Source organism: Streptomyces sp. NBC_01224, assembly GCF_036002945.1.
Taxonomy (GTDB): domain Bacteria; phylum Actinomycetota; class Actinomycetes; order Streptomycetales; family Streptomycetaceae; genus Streptomyces.
The window spans coordinates 7,697,498-7,719,750 of sequence record NZ_CP108529.1 but is presented as its reverse complement, the minus strand read 5'-3'; the positions used below and the strand labels follow the sequence as shown (position 1 = coordinate 7,719,750).

Sequence of the window (22,253 nt, the reverse complement as noted above, 5' to 3'; positions counted from 1 at the left end):
ACTATCCGGGACCGTTCACGGAGACGATGTGGCCCTGGGCGTCGACGGTGAGCGAGACCCTCTCGACCTTGTTGGTCACGGCCAGCACCAGCCACACGCCGCCCCAGAGAAAGCAGGTGAACACCATCAGGATGGCGTGCAGCACATGGTTCAGCGGTCGGCCCCGGACCATGACGACCTGCGTCTCGGAGCGTGATTCCACTCGCCAGCCGCTCGCGATCCGCTGATTGACCGCCCAGTCGAGGATCAGCCCGCGCTGCATCGCGTCGGGCGGCCGCCCGTCGGCCGAGTAGTAGCCGGGCGGCGGCTGGAGTGCCCCCCAGCCCTTTGGCTCGTCGTGGGGCCTCACGAGGTCACCTCCACGGGCCGGTGGTCCATCTCCCCAGCCTGCATCGGAGCGGGGCCCGACGCATCCCGAAGCCGAGCGACGCGGAGCCGAACAGAACACCTGGTACTCCAGTCTGACAGGACTTCCACGCTGGGCCGGCCGGGCGGCCAGGCTCGATGCCTCCCGGTCAGGCAGCACGTCGATGGGGCGGCGGGTTTCGACGTCCACGAGGACAGTGCCGTAGCGGCGGCCCTTACGGGTGGCGCACTCATCCACGCCGACCACCCACGGAGCAGACACCGCCGGCTCGGGAAGAGCGTCGACCAGACGCAGGACCGTGCTGCGACTGACGGGCAGCCCGAAGACGGGCGCCGGACGGGCGCCGGCCCGGCCCGGCCAAGCAAGACCGACTGCGGCCGACGTGGAGCCCAGCCGCTCCGTCCACTGACCACGCCTGCGGGCCAGGCCGGGTATCTGCTCGACGAAGGTACGTCGAGCGCACGCGGTGTTCTGGCGAATGAACCGACAGCCCCTCAGCCGGAGTGCCACGCTTCGTCCGCCACTGGGCACATCAGCAGGAAACCCCAGGTAGGAGCCATGAGTACGGCTGGACCATGCCCCGCATCCCGGGCATGCGTTCCCTACGCTTCCACCGGCCCCAAGGGGTCGGCGTAGTCGTTCGACGTCCGGTTTCGTGATGATCTGCCGGCTCGGCGGGGTTCCGTGAGACAGGCACGGGCTTCCAAGATCTTGGAGTTCTCGACGCCCCGTGATCCGAGTGGAGAGCGCGCCCGCCGAAGCATCATCACTGATCCCGCCCGCCGCTCAGCGGCGAACTTTCCACGCCACTTGCGGCCCGTCTTCACGCCGGCGTCAACAGCCTGCGCTGCACCCGCATTCAACATGCCATCAGCACACGCCAGGGCCCGCTCAGCCGTGCGCTGGTCCGGCGGCCCCGCCCGGCGCGCAAGTTCGACATGCTCGTCCTCGGAAAGAACGATCTCCACAGCAGCGGGGCCTCAATGCGCCATGAAAGAGTTAGCAACCAACCCTCAGGATTTTTGGCGCATCACACTAGGCACAGTCCAGGTCGCGCAGGATGCGCTCGCACAGCTCATGCGTCTGCAGGGCGTCCCCGGCGCTCAGCAGCCTTCCGGCCCGCACGGCGTCCAGGAAGGACAGCACGCTCTGCTCGATGCCGCGCTGGCGGGCCACCGGCACCCAGTCGCCGCGCCGTCGCACGCTCGGCTGCCCCTTGTGATCGATCACCTCGGCGAGGTTGACGACCTCGCGCTTGGAGTCCTGGCCGGAGACCTCCAGCCGTTCCTCGTTCGAGCCGCTGAGTCGGTTCATCGCGCCGATGGCGGTGAATCCGTCACCGGCCAGCTGCAGCACGACATGGTGCATCAGACCGTCGCGGATCCTGGCCTGTACGACGGTGTGCTCGATCGGCCCCGGCGCCAGGAAGCGCAGCGTGTCGACGACATGGATGAAGTCGTCGAGCACCATGGTGCGTGGATCCTCGGGCAGTCCCACCCGGTTCTTCTGCATGAGGATCAGCTCGCGCGGGTGCTCGGCACACTGCGCGTAGCCGGGCGCGACCCTGCGGTTGAAACCGACGGCAAGGCTCACCCCGCGCTCCTCGGCAAGGCTCACCAGCCTCTCGGAATCGGTGAGTTCATAGGCCAGTGGCTTGTCCACGTACGTGGCGACGCCCGCGTCCAGCAGCCGGCCCACGATCTGCGGGTGCACGGCCGTCGGCGCGTGGACGAACGCGGCTTCCAGGCCCTCGGCGAGCAGCGATTCGAGGTCGGTGTGGCGCTGCCCGAGCGGGATCCGGTGGCTCTCGGCGACCGCGGCCAGGGTGGCGGGGGTACGGGTCTGCAGATGCAGTTCGACCCCGGGCAGCGTCGTCAGAACCGGCAGATAGGCCTTCTGCGCGATGTCGCCGAGCCCGATGCAGCCGACCTTCACAGGGGTCTCCCTCTCACTGTTCAGCGCCGACCGGCGCGGTGTTCACCGGTCGAGGGTGCCCCGTCGAGCGCTTCGAGCCGATGTCTGCCGCAGTGACCTGTGCGCTTCCTTCGTCGGGGCAGCATACGTGTGCTGCGGCGGCTGCCAGTCCGCGGTGCCGTCGAAGATGCGTCGTCGGCAGCACGTTCTCCGGCGGGGGCGACGGCGGCCCCGTGGGCGTAGGGCCACACGCACCACCGGCACCTCCCGGGCCGATCTCATTTCCGATGCCGCCCTCGCGCTCCTCGCCGAACGCGGGATGCGCAGCCTGACCCACCGCGCGGTGGACGAGCGCGCCGGACTCCCCCAGGGTTCGAGCCCGAGCGGCACACCGTGTCCCTGGTGGCCTGGTGCGAGGGGCTGATGTTCTCGTGCGCCGCGGGGTCGTACCACCGCTCCGTACCGACCGAGAAGGAGCTGCTACCGGCTTCACCGAACTGCTGCGCGGGATGCTCGGATCGCAGGCGGCATTGCGCTGACCGGCGTCACTCGTGCGGGCCAATCTTGGCTTTCCGGCTCACTCAAAACCGGGTCCGCACAGCAGAGTTGATCAGGTGCAACGAACCCGAATCACCGTGAAGCTCCTGGTCGGCGTGGCGGTTACGACACTGTCCGGCTGTGTGTCCGTGGCGCCGCAGCCGGACGTTCCGTCCCGGCCCGGGACCAGCCGGCCCGCCCAGGACCTGGCGCCACAGATCGTGCGGCCGCCGGTCCACGACAGCCTGGGAGCCGTACCGGCCCCCGAGCCGTCCGCCTCCGCATCCGCCCCGGCGCCCGGCGCACCGCCGGACACCCGCCGCGCCGCGCCCGGCGCACCACAGCAACGGAAGTACCCCGGGGCGGCGCGGCCTCGGCCGCGTCAGGCCCCGCCCGCCGTGACCGCGCCCGTCCCGGCCATGCCGGACCCCGTCACCGGGAAGGACGCCTGCGCACTGGGACGGGGATACGGGCACTGGCCCGCGGGCAGCCCGCAGTCCCGGATCTGCGAGCACACCTACGGCCGCTGAACCCGGCCTGCGAGAGCCGAGCGGGTGGCCCGTCCGCCATGGCCGGGCCACCTCTCACAGCTCCCGCAGCCTCAGCTCCAGCCGCGCGATCGCCGCGCGGACCCCTCCCCCGTACCCGTCATCAGCCCCGTCGTCCGCGAGCACACCGGAGGCGGCGCGCGCCCGGTCCAGATGGATCCGGGCCGCCTCGGGACGGTGGAGCTTCACATAGTCCGCCGCGAGATTGAGATGGAGCGAGGGATAGAACGCCCGCACCGCGAGCGCATCGGAGTGCTGTGCCGCGCGCTCGTCGGTCAGGCCACCGGCCGCGGTCAACGCCCTCAGGTCCCAGGCCAGCTCATCCCCGGGGTCGTCCTGCGTGTCGGCCATGTAGTGGGCGAGGGTGCACCGGTGCAGGGCGTCCCCGTCCTCGCCGATCTCCGCCCAGAGCTCGCCGAAGCGATTGCGGGCCTCCTCCCGGTCGCCACCGTGCAGCAGCATGATCGCCTGGCCGATCCTGGTCATGACGGCATCCTTCGACGCCTCCCGCTGCTCCGTCACTGCGGCCTCCCTGTCCACGTCCACCCGTTTCCATTCGACGCTAGCCGCAGCTGCGGTCAATCCCGCTGAGGCTCGGGCGGGCGTCCCGGACCTGTCCACCGGGCGCCCACCCCCGGCCCGGACCTGTCCACCGGGCCCCCGCCGCCGGCCCGGGCCGAAACCGCAGCGTCAGCCCAGGTCGGGGATGCGCCAGTCGATGGCCTCGTGCCCCTGCGCCGCCACCGCCTCGTTGATCTGCGTGAACGGACGGGAGCCGAAGAACTTCTTGGCGGACAGTGGTGACGGGTGCGCACCCTTCACCACCACATGGCGCTCCTCGTCGATCAGCGGAAGCTTCTTCTGCGCGTAGTTGCCCCAGAGCACGAAGACCGCCGGATCGGGCCGCGAGGCGACGGCGCGGATCACCGCGTCGGTGAACTTCTCCCAGCCCTTGCCCTTGTGCGAGTTCGCCTCGCCCGCGCGCACCGTCAGCACGGCGTTGAGCAGGAGCACGCCCTGCTCGGCCCACGGCATCAGATACCCGTTGTCCGGGACCGGCAGGCCGAGCTCCTCCTTCATCTCCTTGTAGATGTTGCGCAGGGAGGGCGGCGTCTTCACGCCCGGCCGCACGGAGAAGCACAGCCCGTGTCCCTGCCCCTCCCCGTGATACGGGTCCTGACCAAGGACGAGGACCTTCACCTTGTCGTAGGGCGTGGCGTCCAGGGCTGCGAACACCTGGTCGCGCGGCGGATATACCGGCCCCTTGGCCCGCTCCTCCTCGACGAACTCGGTGAGCTCCTTGAAATAGGGCTTCTGCAGCTCTTCGCCGAGGACGCCGCGCCAGGATTCGGGCAGCAGGTCGGTGTCGGTCACGTCAACAACCTCCGTCAAGTAATCAGTTCTTCAACCGAGAACCTACCGGGGGCCACTGACAACGGACCCTGCGAGCCCTGCCGGGGCCTACCAGCTGGCCTTGCGGTACAGCTCCCACATCTGCATGACCGTCTGCGGGTCCAGGGCACGCTCGCCGCCCCCGATGTCCTCGCCCGCCGCGACGTACAGCTTGCCCTGCCACAGCGGCAGCAGCCGCACGTCGTCGACCAGGATCTGCTGCGCCCGTTCGAACTGCTTGCTGACCGCGCCCCGGTCGCTCTCCTTGCGGGTCTGCGGCAGCAGCTGCTCGCTGATCTCGCTCTTCATGTACGGCATCCCGGTGACGCTGTCCTTGCCCACGAAGGGGGCGATGAAGTTGTCCGGGTCCGGGAAGTCCGGGAACCAGCCGCGGCCGAAAACGGGGTACTGGCCCTTGGTGAAGCCTTCCTGGAACTCCTTCCAGGGCTTGCTCTTCAGTGTGATCCGGAACAGCCCGGAGGCTTCCAGCTGTCGCTTCAGCTCGTCGAACTCGGGGGCCGTGGAAGAGCCGTACCGGTCGGTCGTGAACCAGAACGTCATCGAGACGGGCTTGGTGATGCCCGCCTTGGCGAGGATCTGCTTCGCCTTGCCCTTGTCCGGATCACCGTATGCGTCGAAGAAGCTGGTGGTGTGTCCGGCGATGCCCTTGGGGACCATGGAGTACAGCGGCTCGGCCGTCCCCTGGTAGACCTTGGCCACCAGGGCGTCACGGTCGACGAGCTGGGCGATGGCCCGCCGTACGGCCGCATTCCCGGCGGCCGGATCCTTGGGGTTGAAGACCAGGAAGCGGATGTCCGCGCCGACCGTCTCGACAATCTGCAGATTGCTGTTCTTGTCCTTGTTGTCTTCCAGGCTGACGACCTCCTCGGCGGTGAGGCCGCGGTAGATCGCGTCGATCTCGTTCTTCTTCAGCGCCGCGACCACGGGGGCGGAATCCTTGAAGTACCGGATGGTCACAGCATCGTTCTTACGGTTGGCGAAACCCTTGTAGTCCGGATTCTTCACCAGTTCGGCCCGGTTCCCCGGCTTGTACGAATCCAGGAGATAGGGACCGGATCCGGTGACCTTTCCGTCGCTGCGGACCTTGTGCTTCGAATAGTCGCTGGGCGCCACCAGCGACATCGCGGGCGTGGCGAGGATGAACGGGAATGTGGCGTCCGGCTTGGAGAGATGGAAGACGACGATGTCGTCCCCCTTGGTCTCGACCCGGTCGAGCGAGCCGAGCATGCCGACAGGGCCGCCCTTGACCTTGATGGCCGTGATCCGGTCCATGGAGTACTTCACGGCCTCGGCGTCGAGTTTGTCGCCATTGGAGAATTTCAGGCCCTTGCGGAGTTTGCACCGGTAGGCCGTACTGGTCATGTCGGTGAACTTGCACCATTCCGCCGCATCGGGCTCGGGGCTCGTGCTTCCTGTGGGGAAACTCACCAGAGTCTGGAAGACATTTCGCATCATTTCCCAGGAGTTGTCCCACGCCGCCGCCGGATCGAGGGTGGAGGGCTCGCTGGTCGTACCGACGACTATCTTCTGCTCCGTTTTCGAGCCGCTGTCGGAGAGAAGTCCGCAGCCTGCCAGCAGAGAGAGGGAAGCAAGGACTGCAGCGGCCTGCAGACTGGCCCGGTAGAACACGTGAACGCTCCTCGATCAGCCATGGGTCGGCAGACCATACCGCAGCGCCCCGTCGGGTCAATCCGCAGGCCCGACGGGGCACTTGAGTCAATCAGGGCCAAAACCGCTCAGGCCGCTCTCAGCTCACGCCCGCATTCAGGAAGATCCCGCCGTCGACCACCAGGGTCTGTCCCGTGATCCAGTCGCTCTGGCTCGACGTGAGGAACGCGGCGGCGCCGCCGATGTCCTCGGGGACTCCCAGCCGGCCGAGTGGATAGGCCGCGGCAACCTCGGCCTCACGACCCTCGTACAGCGCCCGGGCGAACTTCGTCTTCACCACCGCGGGGGCGATCGCGTTGACCCGGACGACCGGCGCGAACTCGTGCGCCAGCTGGAGGGTCAAATTGACCATGGCGGCCTTGCTCATGCCGTACGCGCCGACGAACGGCGAGGCGGAGATTCCGGCGACCGAGGCGATGTTGACGATCGCCCCGCCGTTCTCCTTCTGCCAGGCCTTCCAGGTCTGCTGGGCGAAGCCGAGCGCCGAGATCACATTCGTCTCGAAAACCTTGCGGGCGACGTTGAGGTCGAGCTCCGCGATCGGGCCGAAGACCGGATTCGTACCGGCGTTGTTGATCAGGAAGTCGACACGGCCGAACACCTCCATGGTGCGCTCGACCGCCGCCACCTGGTGCGCCTCGTCGTGCGCCTTGCCCGCCACGCCGATGGCACGGTCGGAGCCGAGCTGCTCGACGGCCTCCTTGAGAGCGTCCTCGCCTCGTCCGGTGATGCACACCCGGTCGCCGCGCGCCACGAGCGCCTCGGCGATGCCGTAGCCGATGCCCCGGCTCGCGCCCGTGATGAGCGCGACCTTCCCACTGTCCTGCACAGTCATGATGTCCGAAACCCTTCGGGTCAGTTGAGCGGTCCGCCGGCGACGTACATGACCTGACCGGAGACGAAGCCGGCCTCGTCGCCCGTAAAGAAGGCGATGGCGTTGGCGATGTCCTCGGGGCGGCCGACGCGCTGCACCGGGATCTGGGTGGCGGCAGCGGCCTGGAACTCCTCGAAGCCCATGCCGACCCGGGCCGCGGTCTGCGCGGTCATCTCGGTGACGATGAAGCCGGGTGCGACGGCGTTGGCGGTGATGCCGAACTTGCCGAGCTCCTTGGCGAGGGTCTTGGTGAAGCCCTGCAGACCGGCCTTGACAGCTGAGTAGTTGGCCTGGCCGCGGTTGCCGAGCGCCGAGGAGGAGGAGAGCGAGACGATACGGCCGAACTTGGCGTCCACCATGTGCTTCTGGACGGCCTTCGCCATCAGGAACGCGCCCTTGAGGTGCACGTTCATCACGGTGTCCCAGTCGGACTCGCTCATCTTGAAGAGCAGGTTGTCGCGGAGCACGCCCGCGTTGTTGACGAGAATCGTCGGGGCGCCGAGCTCGGCGGCGACCCGCACAACCGCGGCTTCCACCTGGGCGCTGTCCGACACATCGCAGCCGACGGCAAGGGCGGCGCCCCCGGCGGCGGTGATCTTCTCGACGGTGTCCTTGCAGGCCGCCTCGTCGAGGTCGAGTACGGCGACGGCGCGGCCCTCGGCCGCCAGACGTACCGCGGTGGCGGCGCCAATGCCCCGCGCCGCTCCGGTCACGATGGCGACGCGCTGCTCGGTGGTGGACATGCTTGGTTCTCCTCGCCCTTGGATCGCGGCTCAGCGGACGTCGGGGCACCCCCGGCACGGAACCTTCGCGTGCGCGGAGCCTTCCCGATAACTGAGCAACCGCTTAGTACCTTCAGCAGACGAGACGCTAGAAGCCCTGGCACTCGGTGTCAACGGCCCACGGCCGCAGGGGTGCATGTCACACCCGGCGGCACCGCTGCCGCCGTGGCTGCGGACGGCGCCGCAGGGCGGCGGATCAGCGCACCAGCAGGTCGAGCAGCCGTTCGACCTCGGCCTCCGGGTCGGTCGTGAGACCGCTGTGCACGGGGCTCGGCTGGACAACGGTGGAACGCGGGGCGATCAGCCAGCGGAAGCGACGGCCTGCGTCGTCGCGGGCCGCCTGGCCCGCGTCCGCACCGCCGCGGCACACGCCCTCTACGGCATGCAGGGCGGCCCGTACACCGACCACATCGGCGGTCGGGTCCAGTGCCTGCAGCTTGGTCTCGTCGAGATGGATACGGGCTGCGACGAAACCCTGCGCGTGGCAGTAGACGACCACCCCCGCGTTGAAGAACTCGCCGCGCTGCACTCGCGGCACCACGCGCAACAGCGCGTACTCGAAAACATCGCGCTTGGTCACCGCTGGCCGTCCTTGTCGTTCTTCTTCTTGGTGGGGTGCGGCCAGGGGGTGAGGTGCTCGGTGAGCCAGCCCGGGGCCTGTGACGGCTTGGGCTCGGTGGGGCCCTCCATCGTGATCCGCTCATGAATGGTGGCGGCGCGTGGCAGCAGCGCTTCCACATAGGCACGGCGCAGCTCGTCGGTGGAGTCGAAGCCGGGCTCGTCCACCAGCCACTCGTCGGGGACATCGGCCGCGACCTCGGTGAGCAGTTCCTCGGTGACCAACGGGGCGAGCTCGGCGGCGGCCACCGCGATATCGGGGGCGAACGGGGCCAGCGCATGGTCCGAGGCGTTGTACGGCTTGGCGGCGGAGACCTGGGCACCGGGCCAGTTGTGGTGCCAGATCATGGTGGCGCCGTGGTCGATGAGCCACAGGTCGCCGTGCCAGATCAGCATGTTCGGGTTGCGCCAGGACCGGTCGACGTTGTTGATCAGCGCATCGAACCAGACGACACGTCCGGCTTCCCGGGAGTCCACCTGGTAGGCGAGCGAGTCGAAGCCGATCGAGCCGGGCAGAAAGTCCATCCCGAGATTGAGCCCGCCGCTGGCCTTCAGGAGTTCCTGCACCTCCTGGTCGGGCTCGGCGAGCCCGATGACCGGGTCGAGCTGGATCTGTACAAGGTCGGGGACACGAAGGCCGAGTCTGCGGCCGAGCTGTCCGCAGATGACCTCCGCGACCAGAGTCTTGCGGCCCTGTCCGGCGCCGGTGAATTTCATGACATAGGTGCCGAGGTCGTCGGCTTCGACGATTCCGGGCAGCGATCCGCCCTCCCGCAAGGGCGTGACGTAGCGGGTCGCGGTGACTTCGGTGAGCATTTTCCCAGGCTATACGGCTCAGATCCCTGGAGATCCACGGACCGAGGTCAGGGCCGTACAGCCTGGGGAATCACCCCGATCAGCCCTGGGGAGAATCTGGGGAGTTTTGGCAAGCGACCCGCTTTCCGAGGAAACCGTCGATCACAGCCCGGCCCCGGTTCCCGGCCTGCGGCATGAAGTGCGCGTAGTAACCGAGCGTAATCGTCGGCGATGAGCGCCCCAACCGCTGGGCCAGGGTGACGACAGACTCGCCTGCCTCCAACATGATCGAGGCGTAGGTATGTCGCAGCATGTGGAAACCGTCCTTTGGAGCCGCAGCCCACTGCCAGGGCTTGGCTCCCTCGGGCCGCTGGGGGATGACCTCAGCCTTGGCCAAAGCAGGCTTCCACGTATAGGTGTTCCATGTATTGACCGCGATGGCGTTGCCAAATCGCGTGGTGAGCAGCAGCGAGAACTTTTCCGTCGGCCTGTCCTCCCCTGGCCGCCCCCAGGGAAGCTCAACCGCTACGGGCGGGAAATCCCTCACATGCCTTTCAGCTCTTCAGCCACGGACGGCGGCATGTCGACGGCACGGGCCTTCCGAGACTTCGGGAGCGCGTAGTACAACTTCCCGTCGATCGTCTGAGTCTGCCGACGAACGTGGAGGACACCACGTGCGTAGTCAATATCATCAGGACTCAGCCCGAAGACCTCCCCTTGCCGGAGACCACACCCCAGGCCAAGGACAACGGCGATCCTGTTCCGCTCATTGATGACATCACGTACTCGGAGCACAGTCTCCAACGACCACGCCTCCCTGCGCCCCTTCGATGCCTTCGGCCACTGCACCGACTTCGCGCGCATCGGATTTCGAGCGATCCGCTTGTCATCAACAGCTGTCTCCAGGATCCCTGACAGCTCACCCAAGGTGCCACGCACATAGTCGACCGACCTCACGGAGCTGCCAAGCTTCGCTATATATACACGCAGTTCCGCCGGCGTTACCTGCTTCAGCTGGAGCTGTCCCAGATGCGGAACGATGTGGAGACGCACCCGACGCTCGTGCCCCTGCTGAGTTTTCGGGGCGCCCGCCTTCCCAGGTGCCCAGTATTTCGCGATGTAATCGGCTAGCGTGATGGTTCCGTCACGAGGGTCCACGAACTCGCCGCGCTCTTCATCCGTCGCCGACCGGCAGAGCCACGCCTTGGCGTCCTCGACTGTAGCGAATGATCTGTCACGGATCCCTGGGATGCCAGCGACCTTGTATCGCGCCCCTTTCCCATACCGGGCAGTACGCTCTCTCTTGCCCGTTACTGGGTCCTTCTTCTTCTTGATCCAACGGTCTTCTATGTAGCCGGCCAAGCCGCACTCTCCAATGTGGGTCGATTACAGATCAGCGGCGAACCATCAAGCGCTAGTTGCAGAGCGGACGCGTCGCTGCGCACCTACTTCGATTGGGCGCAATTCCAGGTTGGAGCGGGAATCCGATTGCTCCTGCATGCGCACCCAGGCGTCAAGCGTCACCAGCCTGTACATGACCCGGCCACGGACTCCCATCCGAAAGCTTGGCGGCCCCTGGCGACGGTGCCGCCAGACGTACAGGGTGTGAGGGGACATCCCGAGGTAGTCGGCCGCTTCCCGCACATTTAGGAAAGCTCTGATACTCGCTCCGGATGCGGCTGCCACTGGATCGGGCCCCATGCAGGGAGGATGGCATCTTGGTACCTCGGGATCGCGAAGACGGTCGAAGGACACATTGATTCCGCGCATTGCGGGATAGGTGAGAACTCGCCCACCTGGCTCCGCTACCAAGCGCAGCCCAATGCGAACTCAATGGTCGCGACGATCGCCGGTTTGGCTAACCGGCGATCATGGCCTATGTTGCGCGCCGCATCAGATGAATCCGGCAGCTTCTCGGGCTGGCCGCGTTCAGGCAGCCAGCCGGTATGAGCGCAGGGCTGGGGTCGCGCCGTCCGTAACGAGCACCAGCAGACCGTCCTCAGTGCGGCGGTCAAGATTCCGCACCACGACACGCTCGGGGGCCTCAATGGCAGCGGCCACCTGCCGAGTTGAAGCTCCGGGGTGCGCCGCAATGTGCGCGAGGACGGCCCTGTCACGGCGGTAGCCGCGTTGCAGCAGGTCCTCGCCGAACAGGCCGGCCGGCAGACGCACAGCCTGGTGGACACGGCGCCGTAGTCCCCCCGCCGCCTGGCCGGACCAAGCGTTCAGTGCGCCGAGCCCAAAGAGGGCGGGTGAAGCGAAGCGGGCGGATCCAATAGCGGAATCCGACAGACGAGCCTCCTAAATTGGGACCTTGCCAGCAAGGCTGCCTGGTGTGGTGCGGGGTTGCGAATCAGTCGCAGCCCTGACCACACCGGAGTAACTGCGTCGTCTGGCCTGGTGTTTTCCTGGACGTTGTACGTTGACATGGTCCCGGCGGAGGTTTCCAGTCTTTTGGAGTTCTTTTCTGTCTGCCGTGGGCGAATGCCCTCCGACGGCCCTGCGTCGCGGACCTATTGAGACGAAAGGAATGCGCCGGCGCCTACACCGCGAAGTCGTTGCACAATCTCGTCGGCAAGGCCCTGGTCATTCCCGACAGGATGAACACACTCGGCCGTAACCGCCCTGCCACCTGCCGGGTCGAATACGGCAGCGGCGATGTGTACCTGCGGGTGGCGGTGTGGGCGGCGTGGCCCGAGCAGACGGTGCGGCATCCGGTGTGCCCTGGCCGACTGGGTAGGGTCACGGTACCCGAGCTGGAGAGGTAGTTGCATGGCCAACGATATTGTGATTGCGCAGACGACCAGCGACAACGAGGATCAGGCGAAGGCACTGGCCCGGGGCGCGGTCGAGAGCAAGCTGGCAGCGGGCGTTCACATCGATGCGCCGATCACTGCCTTCTACTGGTGGAAGGGGAATGTCGAGAGGCGCAGGAGTGGCGGATCTCGTACATGACTTCGACGGACCGTCTCCCGGCGCTGGAGGCGTGGCTGCACGAGAAGCACCCGTACGACGTCTCCCAGTGGATCACGCTGCCCGTGACCGGCGGGTCGGAGGCGTGCCTGTCCTGGGTTGTCGAGGAGACGGCATAAGACTGAGGAGCGACGGGCCGGCCGTACGACGGCGTTCGCGTCCGGAGCGTGTCCGACGACCGGTTCACCTCCCACCTCCCGGGGCACACCGGTCGGGTTCTCATTGCCGCGTTCCTCGATGACCCAGACCACCTGGCGTTGGCCGCGGCTGACGGCACCGTACGCCTCTGGTCGCTGACCGAACAGCGACAGCTCGCCAAAGTACGCGTCGCCGCCTCGCTGCGCAGCGCGGCCTACGACCAAACCACCGGACACGGGGTCGTCGGCACCGCGGCCGGCACCATCGCCTTCTCCATCCGCCCCCACTGAACCACCGCGAAGGAAGCCCGCACACCATGACGCAGCCCCCTCCCGCCCCCGTCGTCGTCAGCAACGTCGCAGGCTCCTTCGCCTGGGGTGTCCTGCACGACCGACACCCCACCCTGATCGAGCGCGTCCGCCAGACCACCCCCTACCCCCTCGAACAGCAGCGTGCCCTGGACACCCTCCTACAGGAGATCGCCGAGGACGGCGTGATTCTCCCCCTGCCTGACACCGAGCCCGGAGCGGACCAGTGGCAACAGTGGGGCAAGGAGCACATCGGCAGCCGCTGGGGGGACGCCCCGTTCCTCTGGGCGGAGAGCTACTTCTACCGCAAACTCCTGGCCGCCCTCGGCTACTTCGCCCCCGGCCCGTGGCAGGGGATCGACCCCTTCGCCCCGTTCAAGAACGCCGAACTCGCGGGCCCAACGGTGGAGGCCGAACTGGCCGCCCTCGACCAACTCCCCCAGATCCCGGCAGTCGAACAGGATCGCACCCTCCTCCACGCCTCCCTCTGGGGCAACCGCGCCGACCTCGGCTTCGCCGTCTCAGCGGGCGACGCCGGCCTTGGCGACCGTGTCACTAACCTCGTCGCCGACAACTCCGCCGTCTTCTGGGAAACCCTGTCCGCCAGCCCGCCCGGCAAGGTCTGCCTCGTGGCCGACAACGCCGGCCCCGAGCTCCTCCCGGACCTGGTCCTCGCCGACCACCTGCTCCACACCGACCGCGCCGCGTGCGTCGTTCTGCACCTCAAGCCGTACCCGTACTACGTCTCCGACGCCACGGCCACCGACACTCTGGCCTGCCTCCACCGCCTGACCACGGCCCCCGGCTACGCCTCCGAGATCGGCAAGCGCCTGCGGCAGGCCCTCACCACCGGCCGCCTCACCCTGCGCGCCCACCCTTTCTCCTGCGCCCCGTTCCCCTACGCGGACATGCCCGCCGACCTCCACGAGGACTTCGCCACCGCCACCCTGACGATTATGAAGGGCGACCTGAACTACCGCCGCCTCGTCGGTGACCAACACTGGTCGGCCACCACCCCGTTCACCGACGTCACGTCATACTTCCCCGGTCCGGTCGCAGCTCTGCGCACACTGAAGTCGGACGTCATCGTCGGCCTGGCGCCGCAAACCGTGCACGAGCTGGAAGTTACCGGGCCCCAGTGGCGTACGAGCGGCACGCACGCGCTGGTCCAGGTCACTTCATGACGCCCGGGTTTCGTCCTTACAACCGGGTTACGTCCCTCGTCAGCACGTGGCTTCCACGCTGATGCCAAGGCACCTGAAGACGCGGGAAACGTAAGCTCGCCCCGGCCGTCGGCGCGCTCCTCGGCTGGAACAGCTGCTACCTGCACAAACGCAACATCAAAGCGGTCATCCCGGTGAAGAAGGACCAGGCTGCCAACCGGAAGAAGAAGGGCAGCCGGGGCGGCCGCCCCGTCAACCACGACGCCGATCTCTACAAAGAACGCAACACCGTCGAGCGCCTGATCAACAAGCTCAAAGCCTGGCGGGGCATCGCAACCAGGTACGACAAGACACCCGAAAGCTACCTCGCCGGCCTCCACCTCCGCGCCTCGATGATCTGGATCAACGACCTCCTGCAGACACCCGATTGATCACAACCTCACACACGCCCTAACAGCGTCCTCGCGAATGCCCTCCTGCGCACCATCGACATGATCCGACCCCGCGTGCAGGCGATGCGGCCCCAGCGCATTGAGTTCGTCGTCGGCACACAGATCAATGGGGCCCCGCACCTCGGCACGAACCTCGTCCAGGCATCTGCGTTCCTCCTCGCCCAGCAGGCCCGGCGCACATTCCGTACGGACACCGCGGTGAACTTCGGGGCGCTCGACAACGCCCCTCACGACATCGTCCTCGACCCCGAAACCCACCACGCCTACCAGCAGACGTATTTCCACGCGCTCGGCAAGGACGGAGTCGCCAATCTGATAGATGGCTACTACCGGCCCTTCTTCGACTCGTTGTCGGACGCCACCGACGTCGAGTACGGCACCGAGACGTACAACGACCAGCAGGCCAGCCCCGCCTTCAGGGCCGAGTTCCTGCGAACCCTGGAGGTTCTGGACGACCTCCGGTGGTGGCTGAACCCGTCCACGGGCGTCGTCCACACGCGGCTGCCCTGCCCGACGTGCGGGTGGGCTGAGAAGCGGGCCGAGCGGACACGCCTGGTCCGGCTCGACGGCGACGGCGCTGTGTTCTCGGCGATCTGCCATGATCACGGCCCGTACGAGCTGTGTATCGACCCCATGGACGGCGGTTACCTGGACCTGGCCACCCTGTACCGCAACGTCGTCAAGGAGCGTTCCTTCACCCGGAACACGAGCACCCTGCACGTCATGCTCAAGGGTGGTGACTGGGCATTCGGCTGCCAGTTGGTCGACGGAGCGCTCGCCGAGCTCGGTACGCCGGCCCGTGCCATGCCGGTCCGGATCTTCACCCCGCAGGTGCTCTCCGACACTGGCGGCAAACTCTCCAAGTCCCTCATCCGGGCAGCGGGGAAGATCACAGATTTCCCCGGCGTCGAGCCGTGGATGCTCTCCACCACCGAGTGGCCGGGTACCACTGACCAGTACGTGGATGCCCTCCTCTGGATGGTCAGTCACCTGCTCACCGACCCCAAGCACTTCTTCCGCAGTTTCACCTCACAGGAGTTAGGACGTCTCATGGCCTCGCGCCCCTCCCGCCTCGCCACAACCCCTCGCGCCCGGGACATGCCGATCTACAAGCAGTACTACGACCTCATCGCCGCTGGCACGAAGACCATCGAGGTCCGCGTCGCCTACACGTCGATGCAGCGCATCAAGGAGGGTGACCAGATCCGCTTCACGTGCCGCAACGAGGCGACGCTCACCCGGGTGAAGCGCGTTACCCGGTACACGTCCTTCACAGAAATGTTCGACCACGAGAGCGCGGCCGCGATCAACCCGACGACCACCCCCGAGGAGCAGCTGCGCGCGATCCGGGACATCTACCCGGTCGAGAAGGAAGCGCTCGGGGTCCTGGCCATCGAGGTTGAGAAGGTCGAGTCCCGGTGACCGCTGACCGGCCCCGGCGGATTCTGACGGTGTGCATGGGCTGCCACTGCCGGGCACCGCTGGCGGCCGCCGTGCTCGCCGCGCGGGGCGGTGACGCTGTCGAAGTACGGTCTGCCGGCATCCGCGATTGGCACGTAGGCCGCGGTGCCCACCCCGTCATGATCGAGGTTGCGGCCGAGCACGGTTACGACTTGAGCGGCCATCGTGGGGTCCAGGTCAGCGAGGGCCTCCTCGCTTGGGCGGACGTGGTGCTTGCCATGGACGCCAGGATCCTGGAGGCCCTGCGGGACTTGGCCGGTCGGAAGTCTGGTCCGGAACTGAAGCTCTACCTGGGCGACAATGACGTCCCCGACCCGTGGGAGAAGCCACGCGAGGCGTTCACCGAGTGTGTGACTGCGGTCGAGGCCGGCGCGCACCAGCACCTGGCACGGACGTAGATGGCCGTGGGCGGCTCCTGCCGCCGGGCAGTTCGCTCAGATATGGCCGCCGACCGACTGGGTCGGTGGCCATATCGCTGCCCGATGTGGTCCGGGGTGGGGCGCGGAGCGCTGCCGAGGCGCGGCCCGTTGCGGCAGGAGGAGGAGGTTCCCCGTCGCTCGCTGTTGATGCGGCTCTGTGTTCACTACTGCGCACTGCCCATCGCCGACCGCCGGCCGTCGGGTTACTACACACGGCAGCATCCTCGTCCTCGCCCACAACCACGACCGGGTTGAGTCCCTTCGCCGGGCCAGGTCTTCCGGGGCGCGATTGCTGAGGGCCAACCTGATCGGGCCCGCACCGCCCCGCAGCAGTTTCGGGCAAGGCCGTTTGCCGGACGTGCCCCAAGCTCTCGTGGTTCAGCTAGCGGCTGTCAGCACCGTTACGCGCTGCCCCGTCGGGACGACGAGGGTTGCTGAGCCGTCCTCGTCCACGGTCAGGACGAAGCCGTCAGAGCTGTGCTCGTTGCTCGACCACCTGTGTGTGGCCAGGTTACGGCGCTGCAATGGCTATGCGGGTGGGTTCTCCTCCTGGACTACGACGGTCAGGAAGGCTGTCAGCGCCGCAGCAGGGAATGACAGCACCGCACCACCGGGAATTTTGCTGTCCCGGACCAAGATCTGGCCAGGTCGGGCCAAGGCAAACTCGACACAGTTTCCGGACCCGCCGCTGTATGAGGACTTGCGCCACCGGACGCCGTCGCTGCTGCAAGGGGTACCTGTGGTGACGGTCTTGCTGGGGTTCACTGTTGAAGCTCCTCCATCGCTGTTCTGAGACGATTCTGGGTCTCGGTGGGGGTGAGCGCCCGCTGCCACAGCCAGTCGAATGCGTTGTGGTAGCGGGAGACTTCGTCCTCGTCCTGCGGGTAGACGGAGCGGCTCATGAGTTCTGCGCACGCAACGTCCCGGACCGCGTGCGAGGGGAACTTCATGATCACAAAGCCGCCCGTGAGTCCTGGGTGGAGGCCGACGGACTTGAGGCTCATCCGAAGCGTAATTCGAGGGTGGTCGGCCGCGTCGATGAGGTGTTGAAACTGACGGTTCATGACAGCCGGCCCGGCTGCGGGAGGCTCGACCGCCCGCTCGTCCACGAGAATTGTCAGCCGAGGTCCGTCGCCCTGGTCCGAGGGGGCGGCCAGGATGCGCCGCTGGCGTGCGGCCCGGATCTCAGCGAACCGCCGGACCTGGGCTTCGGTCAGATCCGGACGCAGTGCAGGTACGACGGCGCTGGCGTACTCGGGAGTCTGAAGAATGCCCGGAATCACCAGCGGTTCGTAGTTCCTGATCTCACTGGCCACCGCTTCCAGGCCAAGGTAGTTGTCGAAGGCGGTCGGGCTGAGTACGTCGTTGTGCCTCTTCCACCACTGCGGCTTCCGCCTCAGTGACGCGTCAAGACGGATGAGCTCAAGAATCTCGTTCCGTACTCCTTCGCCGGTGACGTTGTAGCAGTCCAGGAGGCGCTCGGCGGTGGGCTGAGTGATTCCTCGGGTACCGCCCTCGACTCTGCTCAGCCCGCCCTTGTCCAGGACGCCGGCCTTGGTCACGGCCTCGCTCTGGCGCAGCCCGGCTTCAACCCGTAGTTGGGCCAGCAGGGCGCCCAGTTGGGACCGGACCATGGAGGTCGGGGGCGCTTTAGTCGACATGCCGACAGTGTGCCGTCGCTCGCCTCGTATCACAACCAAAAGTGCGAGCAATTTTGCTCAGCTAGTTGTCAAGCACAGTTGATTAGGAGCATCCTAGCCAGGTCACAGTGCGTGCAGAAGCTGTCGCCTGTCGTGGCTGTCGCTGTCTCGGTTGGCTTGTCCCAGGAGGACTGTCGTCTTGACCCGGAAGATTTCAAGTCCAGTGAGACGGTCGTGATGCTATGAGGTTTGTGGTGCGGGTTCCCTGCGCTTGGCCGGGTCGTTGATCCACACTTTCTGAGGTATCTGGGGTGGTCGGGGGCGCCGGCCGAAGCGTTCGGGGTGGCGGGTGTATGCCTCGGCGAGGGTGACGGCTCGCTGGTCGCGGACTTCCTCGGCGGTGCCGAAGTGCACGCTGGCGGGCGTGTGCCAGCCGATGCCCGAATGCCGGTGCTCGTGGTTGTAGTACGCGATGAACGCGTCGAACCACTCGCGGGCATGGGTCAGCGAATCGAACCGCTCGGGATAGTCGGGCATGTACTTCGTGGTCTTGAAGTGGGCTTCGCTGTAAGGGTTGTCGTTGGAGACCTTCGGCCGCGAGTGCGACCTTGTCACCCCCAGGTCGATCAGCAACTGGGAGACTTTCTTGGAGGTCATTGACGTGCCGCGGTCGGCGTGCACGGTCTCGGGCACGATGCCGTTGCGCGTGATGGTCTCGCGGATCAGCTCCTCGGCCCGCGCAGCTGATTCGGCCGCTTCGACGGTGTGGCCGACGATGTAGCGGCTGAAGATGTCGATCACGACGTAGGCGTGGTACCAGACACCCTTGACCGGTCCGGCAGCCTTGGTGATGTCCCAGGTTCCCGGGCGGCCCGCCATTCCTTGACGTGCGAGTGGTAGAGCCGTTCCCGGCGCAGGACCGCACCCTTCTCGTTTCTGGGCGCGGCGTCGTACTCGGCGATGATCCGAAGCTTGTATTCCGAGGTGAAGGTACGACGCTTCGGCCTCGGCGCCGGGTCGGACCCGACGGGCTCAGTGCTGGGCATAAGGGGCGATTCTCCTGTCGTGCCCTCTCAGGCTAACCCGACGAAGCGGGACGTCTCACCCAAGGCTGACCGAGAGGGGATCGCTGACCCGGAGCCCTGTGATGCGCACCTCTACCGTGCAGGCATGCTCACCATGCGCCGGATGCGGCGTTTGCTTGTGTCCAGGCTGGCGGCAGCCCTCGCGGTCGGGGGCGGAGCGAGTCCGGCCCTCGCGAGGCCTCCACACCCCGACACCACCACGCATACCGAGATCATCCCGCACCAATGATCACGAACCGCAGGAAGGTTGCCGGTTACTGAGACACGCTCCTAGGTAACCACCCGACTCTCCGCACTATCGATGGCCCCTACACACCAATCCCGAGCGGAGGCCCACAGGCAGCAGCAGCCGGGGCACCCCGCACCGTTACTCCCCCCGCTTCTCCTGTCCGCACCCATCGCCCCGGCAGCTCTTCGCCCGCTGGCGGGAGCAAGCACCGGGCACGTCCGTGGCCGCCGCCGGGTTTCCGGAGCCGCAGCAGGCCCTCGAGTTGTCGCCATCGGTGCAGGCGGAGGCGGCGTGCTCGGCGAACTGCCAGGCCCCCCTTTGTCAGTACCGTGGGACAGAATCCCACCACATCAGTGGCCACGATGCGGTGCTCAAGGGGAAGGGGAAGTTGATGGGGGACGACATCACCTACCGAGGACCGCTGGGGAGCTTAGCGCTGGCTGAAGCCGGGGCAGCGGGTGTCGATCCGGCAGATCTGTACCTCGCAGCAGTCAGCTGGTGGTCGGCAGCTGTCGCTCCTGCAGTGTCGCTCTCGGCCTGGCCGGGCCTCACAACAGTCTGGACCGCACTCGTTCATCGCAACACTCCCGAGGCTGACCCGCTCCTTCCCCTCCTGCAACGTCTCCTCGACGGCATCAGCCCACTCGCGGTGCACGCAGACGTGACAACCGAGAGGCAGTTCGACGCTGCCACTCACGCGACCCAACGAGCAGTCAATGCCGGCAAAGGCACCTCCAGCATGCTCCTGACGGGGTCCCCCTTCACCACAAACCGCGGCAGACCAAACCTCAGCTGGACTCTGCAAGGCCCCCTCCGCCTCGCATGGGAACGCGAACACATGCCGCCCACACGTGGGAAGGCTCGATTTCGGGGACCATCCGAAAGGCTCGCGCCTCCGGATGTCGCTTCACTCTGGACTCCGTCCATCGCCGAGTGGGAGGGATTCCAGGCCACAGACGCCGCCACATACTCCCGCGTCCTGCATTTCTCCACCCGCCCGGTGGACATCCCGCCTATCTCACCGGAATCGGATACCTGGCAGGATGAACTGGCCTTGGCATACGCATGGGCCTTCAACACCCGCCCTTTCCTGCGTTTCAGCAAGCAAGCCTTACGTCTTCGCAAGGTGATCCGCAGAGTTGATGGCCGATGGGACGAACTGGCGGACCCGCACGCCGATTTCTTTGTCCGCATCGACGATCATGTCGTCCGCATAGCCGGAACTCTCGCAGCATCCGAACGCACCACGGTAGCCAGCGCGCACGTAGAGGCAGCCTGGAACCTGGCACGTCGCGCTGTCCGAGACACGTCGCACCTCATAGGCATGGACACCGATATGGTGAATGAGATTGTCGACGACCTAGACCGGAAGCTGCTCGACGGGGCTGAACCAGAGGGAGAGCTCGAGCGAGTTAAGTCGAACATGCCCAACCCTTACAGCTACACACGCTGGAAGGAACCTTCCGGTGATAATGCCGTACGGAAACTTAAGCTGTGGTACCGGGGGCGCTGCCAGATGTGCGGAACGGTCCTAGCTCTGCCCTCACCGCGCGACAGGTACAGCGAAGCTGCCCACATTCAGGCACGAGAAGACAACGGCCCGGACGTCATCGAGAACCTCTTGTGCCTCTGCCCGAACTGCCACGTGCTATTCGATGCCGGCGGGCGGGTCCTAACCGACGACCTCGCCGTCATTGACACCGTGTCAGGTGACGCGGGCAGGAGACTACATCTTCACAGGTGGCACTTCATCGACCTCCAGTACGTGCGCCACCATCGTGAGCGTTGGCGAAGCTGGCAAGAACCCGCCACCGAAAGCATTTCGTCTTAGAAGCCGCGCGAATTGGTGAGGCAAGGGCGGACTGTGGGTCTGGGGCGGGTCTTGTCCGTTCGGCTGCTGGGGGGCTTCGTCAGTGACGTTGCGTAGTTGGCTACGCGATCGTGTGGTGGGTGTCGGGTGGGGGGTGGCGTGTCGGCGAGGGCTGGCCCCAGGCGGCCACATGCTCCTGGCGTTCAAGGTCGGGGACCAGCATCGGTACCTTGACCAGGCATACGGTCACGAGCTGTCGCTCGATGTCTACTGGATGTCTCCTGATCACGTCGCCAACCTGGTCAGCAAGACCGGCCTGGTCATGGACGCCCGGATGATTCGCGAACCGGACGAGAGCGAGAAACCCCGACAAGGCCAGCAAGCGTTCTTCCTCGCCCACAAGCCCAGGAGTCGTGACAGATATCTCTGGTGAGTGAGCAGACGAACACCCGGAGTTTCACTCACCTGAGGCCCCCACGCCAGAGCGCTGCCCTGCCGACACTGCCAAGTTCGGCGAGAAAGGCGCGCGGCCAGTATCAGCGAGACTGACGAATCCGCAGATCGGAGAGAGCTGCCCCTCGCCAGGATCGATGACACGGCACTGCCCCACTGATCCGCGCTGTGCCGCACCCTGCCGTGGAGTGTGGCTCAGCGAAAGACCGGTTGTCCACCGAGGAGACGTTCACGCAGCCTGTCACCCAAGACCAGCCCCGGGCGTACATTCCAGTCGCTGTGGAACCGGCTGATTGCCGTGATGACCTCGTCGGGGGAGACCTGATTCTTCTTGTAGCTACGCACGTTGGCAATCATGGCCAGGACACTATCCTCGTGTGATTGGTGTCGAGTTCTGTCGAAGTGCATCTGTCAGATGGTGAGCCGCTGAGCCGACCTCTTCGAAGCCACACCGGCATGGTAAACGCCCTCGCCGACACGCCCGCTCCGGCCCGACACTCCATGGCGAAATGCCGTAGCGCAATAGGTACTTCTACCGATACCGCCGATCTGGAGGCACCACCGTACCTGTAGCAACAATCACAGTCCGTAGCAGCGGCCCCGCCT

23 protein-coding genes and 3 pseudogenes are annotated in these 22,253 nt (G+C 66.4%); 10 read left to right on the top strand and 16 right to left on the bottom strand.

From position 1 onward, the window contains the following. Position 1: 1 nt before the first annotated feature. Positions 2-349, bottom strand: a complete 348-nt coding sequence (locus OG609_RS34895; protein WP_327276475.1) for a hypothetical protein — start codon at positions 347-349, stop codon at positions 2-4. 1,053 nt (positions 350-1,402) lie between these two features. Continuing rightward, the gene (locus tag OG609_RS34890) at positions 1,403-2,302 is read right to left on the bottom strand and encodes a Gfo/Idh/MocA family protein (RefSeq protein WP_327276474.1); all 900 of its coding nucleotides are present in this window, start codon (positions 2,300-2,302) and stop codon (positions 1,403-1,405) included. A 166-nt stretch (positions 2,303-2,468) separates the two neighbouring features. On the opposite strand from OG609_RS34890, the pseudogene OG609_RS34885 reads away from it, so the two are divergent. After that, positions 2,469-2,820: pseudogene (locus OG609_RS34885) on the top strand (hypothetical protein). Between the two features lie 75 nt (positions 2,821-2,895). Beyond that, on the top strand, positions 2,896-3,348 hold the full coding sequence (locus tag OG609_RS34880; protein WP_327276473.1) for a hypothetical protein: 453 nt from the start codon (positions 2,896-2,898) through the stop codon (positions 3,346-3,348). Between the two features lie 54 nt (positions 3,349-3,402). Here OG609_RS34880 and OG609_RS34875 read toward each other — a convergent pair whose 3' ends face one another. The 10 genes from OG609_RS34875 to OG609_RS34825 all read right to left on the bottom strand — a co-directional run bounded on the left by OG609_RS34875 (position 3,403) and on the right by OG609_RS34825 (position 11,577). Further along, a complete protein-coding gene (locus OG609_RS34875; RefSeq protein ID WP_327276472.1) occupies positions 3,403-3,888 on the bottom strand; it encodes a hypothetical protein in 486 nt (161 codons plus the stop codon). 168 nt (positions 3,889-4,056) lie between these two features. After that, the gene (locus OG609_RS34870) at positions 4,057-4,740 is read right to left on the bottom strand and encodes a uracil-DNA glycosylase (RefSeq protein ID WP_327276471.1); all 684 of its coding nucleotides are present in this window, start codon (positions 4,738-4,740) and stop codon (positions 4,057-4,059) included. Positions 4,741-4,827: 87 nt separating this feature from the next. Then, a complete protein-coding gene (locus OG609_RS34865; RefSeq protein WP_327276470.1) occupies positions 4,828-6,408 on the bottom strand; it encodes an ABC transporter substrate-binding protein in 1,581 nt (526 codons plus the stop codon). Between the two features lie 118 nt (positions 6,409-6,526). Then, on the bottom strand, positions 6,527-7,282 hold the full coding sequence (locus OG609_RS34860; RefSeq protein WP_327276469.1) for an SDR family oxidoreductase: 756 nt from the start codon (positions 7,280-7,282) through the stop codon (positions 6,527-6,529). Positions 7,283-7,302: 20 nt separating this feature from the next. Beyond that, positions 7,303-8,064 carry a 3-oxoacyl-ACP reductase FabG gene (gene fabG / locus OG609_RS34855; RefSeq protein ID WP_327276468.1) on the bottom strand — a complete coding sequence of 254 codons (762 nt, stop codon included), beginning with the start codon at positions 8,062-8,064 and terminating at the stop codon, positions 7,303-7,305. A 235-nt stretch (positions 8,065-8,299) separates the two neighbouring features. Further along, on the bottom strand, positions 8,300-8,683 hold the full coding sequence (locus OG609_RS34850; protein WP_327276467.1) for a DUF3037 domain-containing protein: 384 nt from the start codon (positions 8,681-8,683) through the stop codon (positions 8,300-8,302). Next, positions 8,680-9,537 carry a HipA family kinase gene (locus OG609_RS34845; protein WP_327276466.1) on the bottom strand — a complete coding sequence of 286 codons (858 nt, stop codon included), beginning with the start codon at positions 9,535-9,537 and terminating at the stop codon, positions 8,680-8,682. Before OG609_RS34845 ends, OG609_RS34850 begins: the two co-directional genes overlap by 4 nt. Positions 9,538-10,059: 522 nt before the next feature. Next, positions 10,060-10,878, bottom strand: a complete 819-nt coding sequence (locus OG609_RS34835) for a site-specific integrase (RefSeq protein ID WP_327276465.1) — start codon at positions 10,876-10,878, stop codon at positions 10,060-10,062. 45 nt (positions 10,879-10,923) lie between these two features. Next, on the bottom strand, positions 10,924-11,217 hold the full coding sequence (locus tag OG609_RS34830) for a helix-turn-helix transcriptional regulator (RefSeq protein WP_327276464.1): 294 nt from the start codon (positions 11,215-11,217) through the stop codon (positions 10,924-10,926). 228 nt (positions 11,218-11,445) lie between these two features. Continuing rightward, on the bottom strand, positions 11,446-11,577 hold the full coding sequence (locus tag OG609_RS34825) for a hypothetical protein (protein WP_327276463.1): 132 nt from the start codon (positions 11,575-11,577) through the stop codon (positions 11,446-11,448). Positions 11,578-12,288: 711 nt separating this feature from the next. Here OG609_RS34825 and cutA point away from each other — a divergent pair. From cutA to OG609_RS34795, 6 genes and pseudogenes are all read left to right on the top strand, one after another. Then, a pseudogene (gene cutA / locus OG609_RS34820) lies at positions 12,289-12,608 on the top strand (divalent-cation tolerance protein CutA). Positions 12,609-12,656: 48 nt separating this feature from the next. Beyond that, a complete protein-coding gene (locus tag OG609_RS34815) occupies positions 12,657-12,917 on the top strand; it encodes a hypothetical protein (protein WP_327276462.1) in 261 nt (86 codons plus the stop codon). A 26-nt stretch (positions 12,918-12,943) separates the two neighbouring features. Further along, positions 12,944-14,119 carry a damage-control phosphatase ARMT1 family protein gene (locus OG609_RS34810; protein ID WP_327276461.1) on the top strand — a complete coding sequence of 392 codons (1,176 nt, stop codon included), beginning with the start codon at positions 12,944-12,946 and terminating at the stop codon, positions 14,117-14,119. A gap of 128 nt (positions 14,120-14,247) precedes the next feature. Further along, positions 14,248-14,529: pseudogene (locus OG609_RS34805) on the top strand (IS5/IS1182 family transposase); the annotation flags it as partial. A 60-nt stretch (positions 14,530-14,589) separates the two neighbouring features. Next, entirely contained in the window at positions 14,590-15,972 is a 1,383-nt protein-coding gene (locus OG609_RS34800) for an ASCH domain-containing protein (protein ID WP_327276460.1), read from the top strand. Next, positions 15,969-16,409: an arsenate reductase/protein-tyrosine-phosphatase family protein gene (locus tag OG609_RS34795; RefSeq protein WP_327276459.1), complete on the top strand. Its 441-nt coding sequence runs from the start codon at positions 15,969-15,971 to the stop codon at positions 16,407-16,409. The genes OG609_RS34800 and OG609_RS34795 overlap by 4 nt, the downstream gene beginning before the upstream one ends. A 549-nt stretch (positions 16,410-16,958) precedes the next feature. Here OG609_RS34795 and OG609_RS34790 read toward each other — a convergent pair. From OG609_RS34790 to OG609_RS34780, 3 genes are all read right to left on the bottom strand, one after another. Continuing rightward, the gene (locus OG609_RS34790; RefSeq protein WP_327276458.1) at positions 16,959-17,195 is read right to left on the bottom strand and encodes a DUF397 domain-containing protein; all 237 of its coding nucleotides are present in this window, start codon (positions 17,193-17,195) and stop codon (positions 16,959-16,961) included. After that, positions 17,192-18,091 (bottom strand): helix-turn-helix domain-containing protein, encoded by a 900-nt coding sequence (locus tag OG609_RS34785; protein WP_327276457.1) that lies wholly within the window; start codon positions 18,089-18,091, stop codon positions 17,192-17,194. Before OG609_RS34785 ends, OG609_RS34790 begins: the two co-directional genes overlap by 4 nt. Before the next feature lie 219 nt (positions 18,092-18,310). After that, a complete protein-coding gene (locus OG609_RS34780) occupies positions 18,311-18,949 on the bottom strand; it encodes a transposase (RefSeq protein ID WP_442818022.1) in 639 nt (212 codons plus the stop codon). A gap of 826 nt (positions 18,950-19,775) precedes the next feature. Here OG609_RS34780 and OG609_RS34775 point away from each other — a divergent pair. Together OG609_RS34775 and OG609_RS34770 are read left to right on the top strand one after the other, a co-directional pair. Then, positions 19,776-21,215, top strand: coding sequence for an HNH endonuclease (locus OG609_RS34775; RefSeq protein ID WP_327276456.1), 1,440 nt, complete (start codon positions 19,776-19,778; stop codon positions 21,213-21,215). Positions 21,216-21,384: 169 nt separating this feature from the next. Next, positions 21,385-21,627 carry a hypothetical protein gene (locus OG609_RS34770; RefSeq protein ID WP_327276455.1) on the top strand — a complete coding sequence of 81 codons (243 nt, stop codon included), beginning with the start codon at positions 21,385-21,387 and terminating at the stop codon, positions 21,625-21,627. Between the two features lie 215 nt (positions 21,628-21,842). Here the strand turns inward: OG609_RS34770 and OG609_RS34765 are convergent, their stop codons facing one another. Beyond that, positions 21,843-22,004: a hypothetical protein gene (locus OG609_RS34765; RefSeq protein ID WP_327276454.1), complete on the bottom strand. Its 162-nt coding sequence runs from the start codon at positions 22,002-22,004 to the stop codon at positions 21,843-21,845. Positions 22,005-22,253 lie beyond the last annotated feature (249 nt).

What these genes read in the sequence shown, in the direction of transcription:
- OG609_RS34860 (WP_327276469.1), bottom strand. Translation starts at nt 7,282, where the DNA reads ATGACTGTGCAGGACAGTGGGAAGGTCGCGCTCATCACGGGCGCGAGC.
- fabG (WP_327276468.1), bottom strand. Translation starts at nt 8,064, where the DNA reads ATGTCCACCACCGAGCAGCGCGTCGCCATCGTGACCGGAGCGGCGCGG.
- OG609_RS34845 (WP_327276466.1), bottom strand. Translation starts at nt 9,537, where the DNA reads ATGCTCACCGAAGTCACCGCGACCCGCTACGTCACGCCCTTGCGGGAG.
- OG609_RS34830 (WP_327276464.1), bottom strand. Translation starts at nt 11,217, where the DNA reads ATGGGGCCCGATCCAGTGGCAGCCGCATCCGGAGCGAGTATCAGAGCT.
- OG609_RS34810 (WP_327276461.1), top strand. Translation starts at nt 12,944, where the DNA reads ATGACGCAGCCCCCTCCCGCCCCCGTCGTCGTCAGCAACGTCGCAGGC.
- OG609_RS34800 (WP_327276460.1), top strand. Translation starts at nt 14,590, where the DNA reads ATGATCCGACCCCGCGTGCAGGCGATGCGGCCCCAGCGCATTGAGTTC.
- OG609_RS34785 (WP_327276457.1), bottom strand. Translation starts at nt 18,091, where the DNA reads ATGTCGACTAAAGCGCCCCCGACCTCCATGGTCCGGTCCCAACTGGGC.
- OG609_RS34780 (WP_442818022.1), bottom strand. Translation starts at nt 18,949, where the DNA reads ATGGCGGGCCGCCCGGGAACCTGGGACATCACCAAGGCTGCCGGACCG.
- OG609_RS34775 (WP_327276456.1), top strand. Translation starts at nt 19,776, where the DNA reads ATGGGGGACGACATCACCTACCGAGGACCGCTGGGGAGCTTAGCGCTG.
- OG609_RS34770 (WP_327276455.1), top strand. Translation starts at nt 21,385, where the DNA reads ATGCTCCTGGCGTTCAAGGTCGGGGACCAGCATCGGTACCTTGACCAG.
- OG609_RS34765 (WP_327276454.1), bottom strand. Translation starts at nt 22,004, where the DNA reads ATGATTGCCAACGTGCGTAGCTACAAGAAGAATCAGGTCTCCCCCGAC.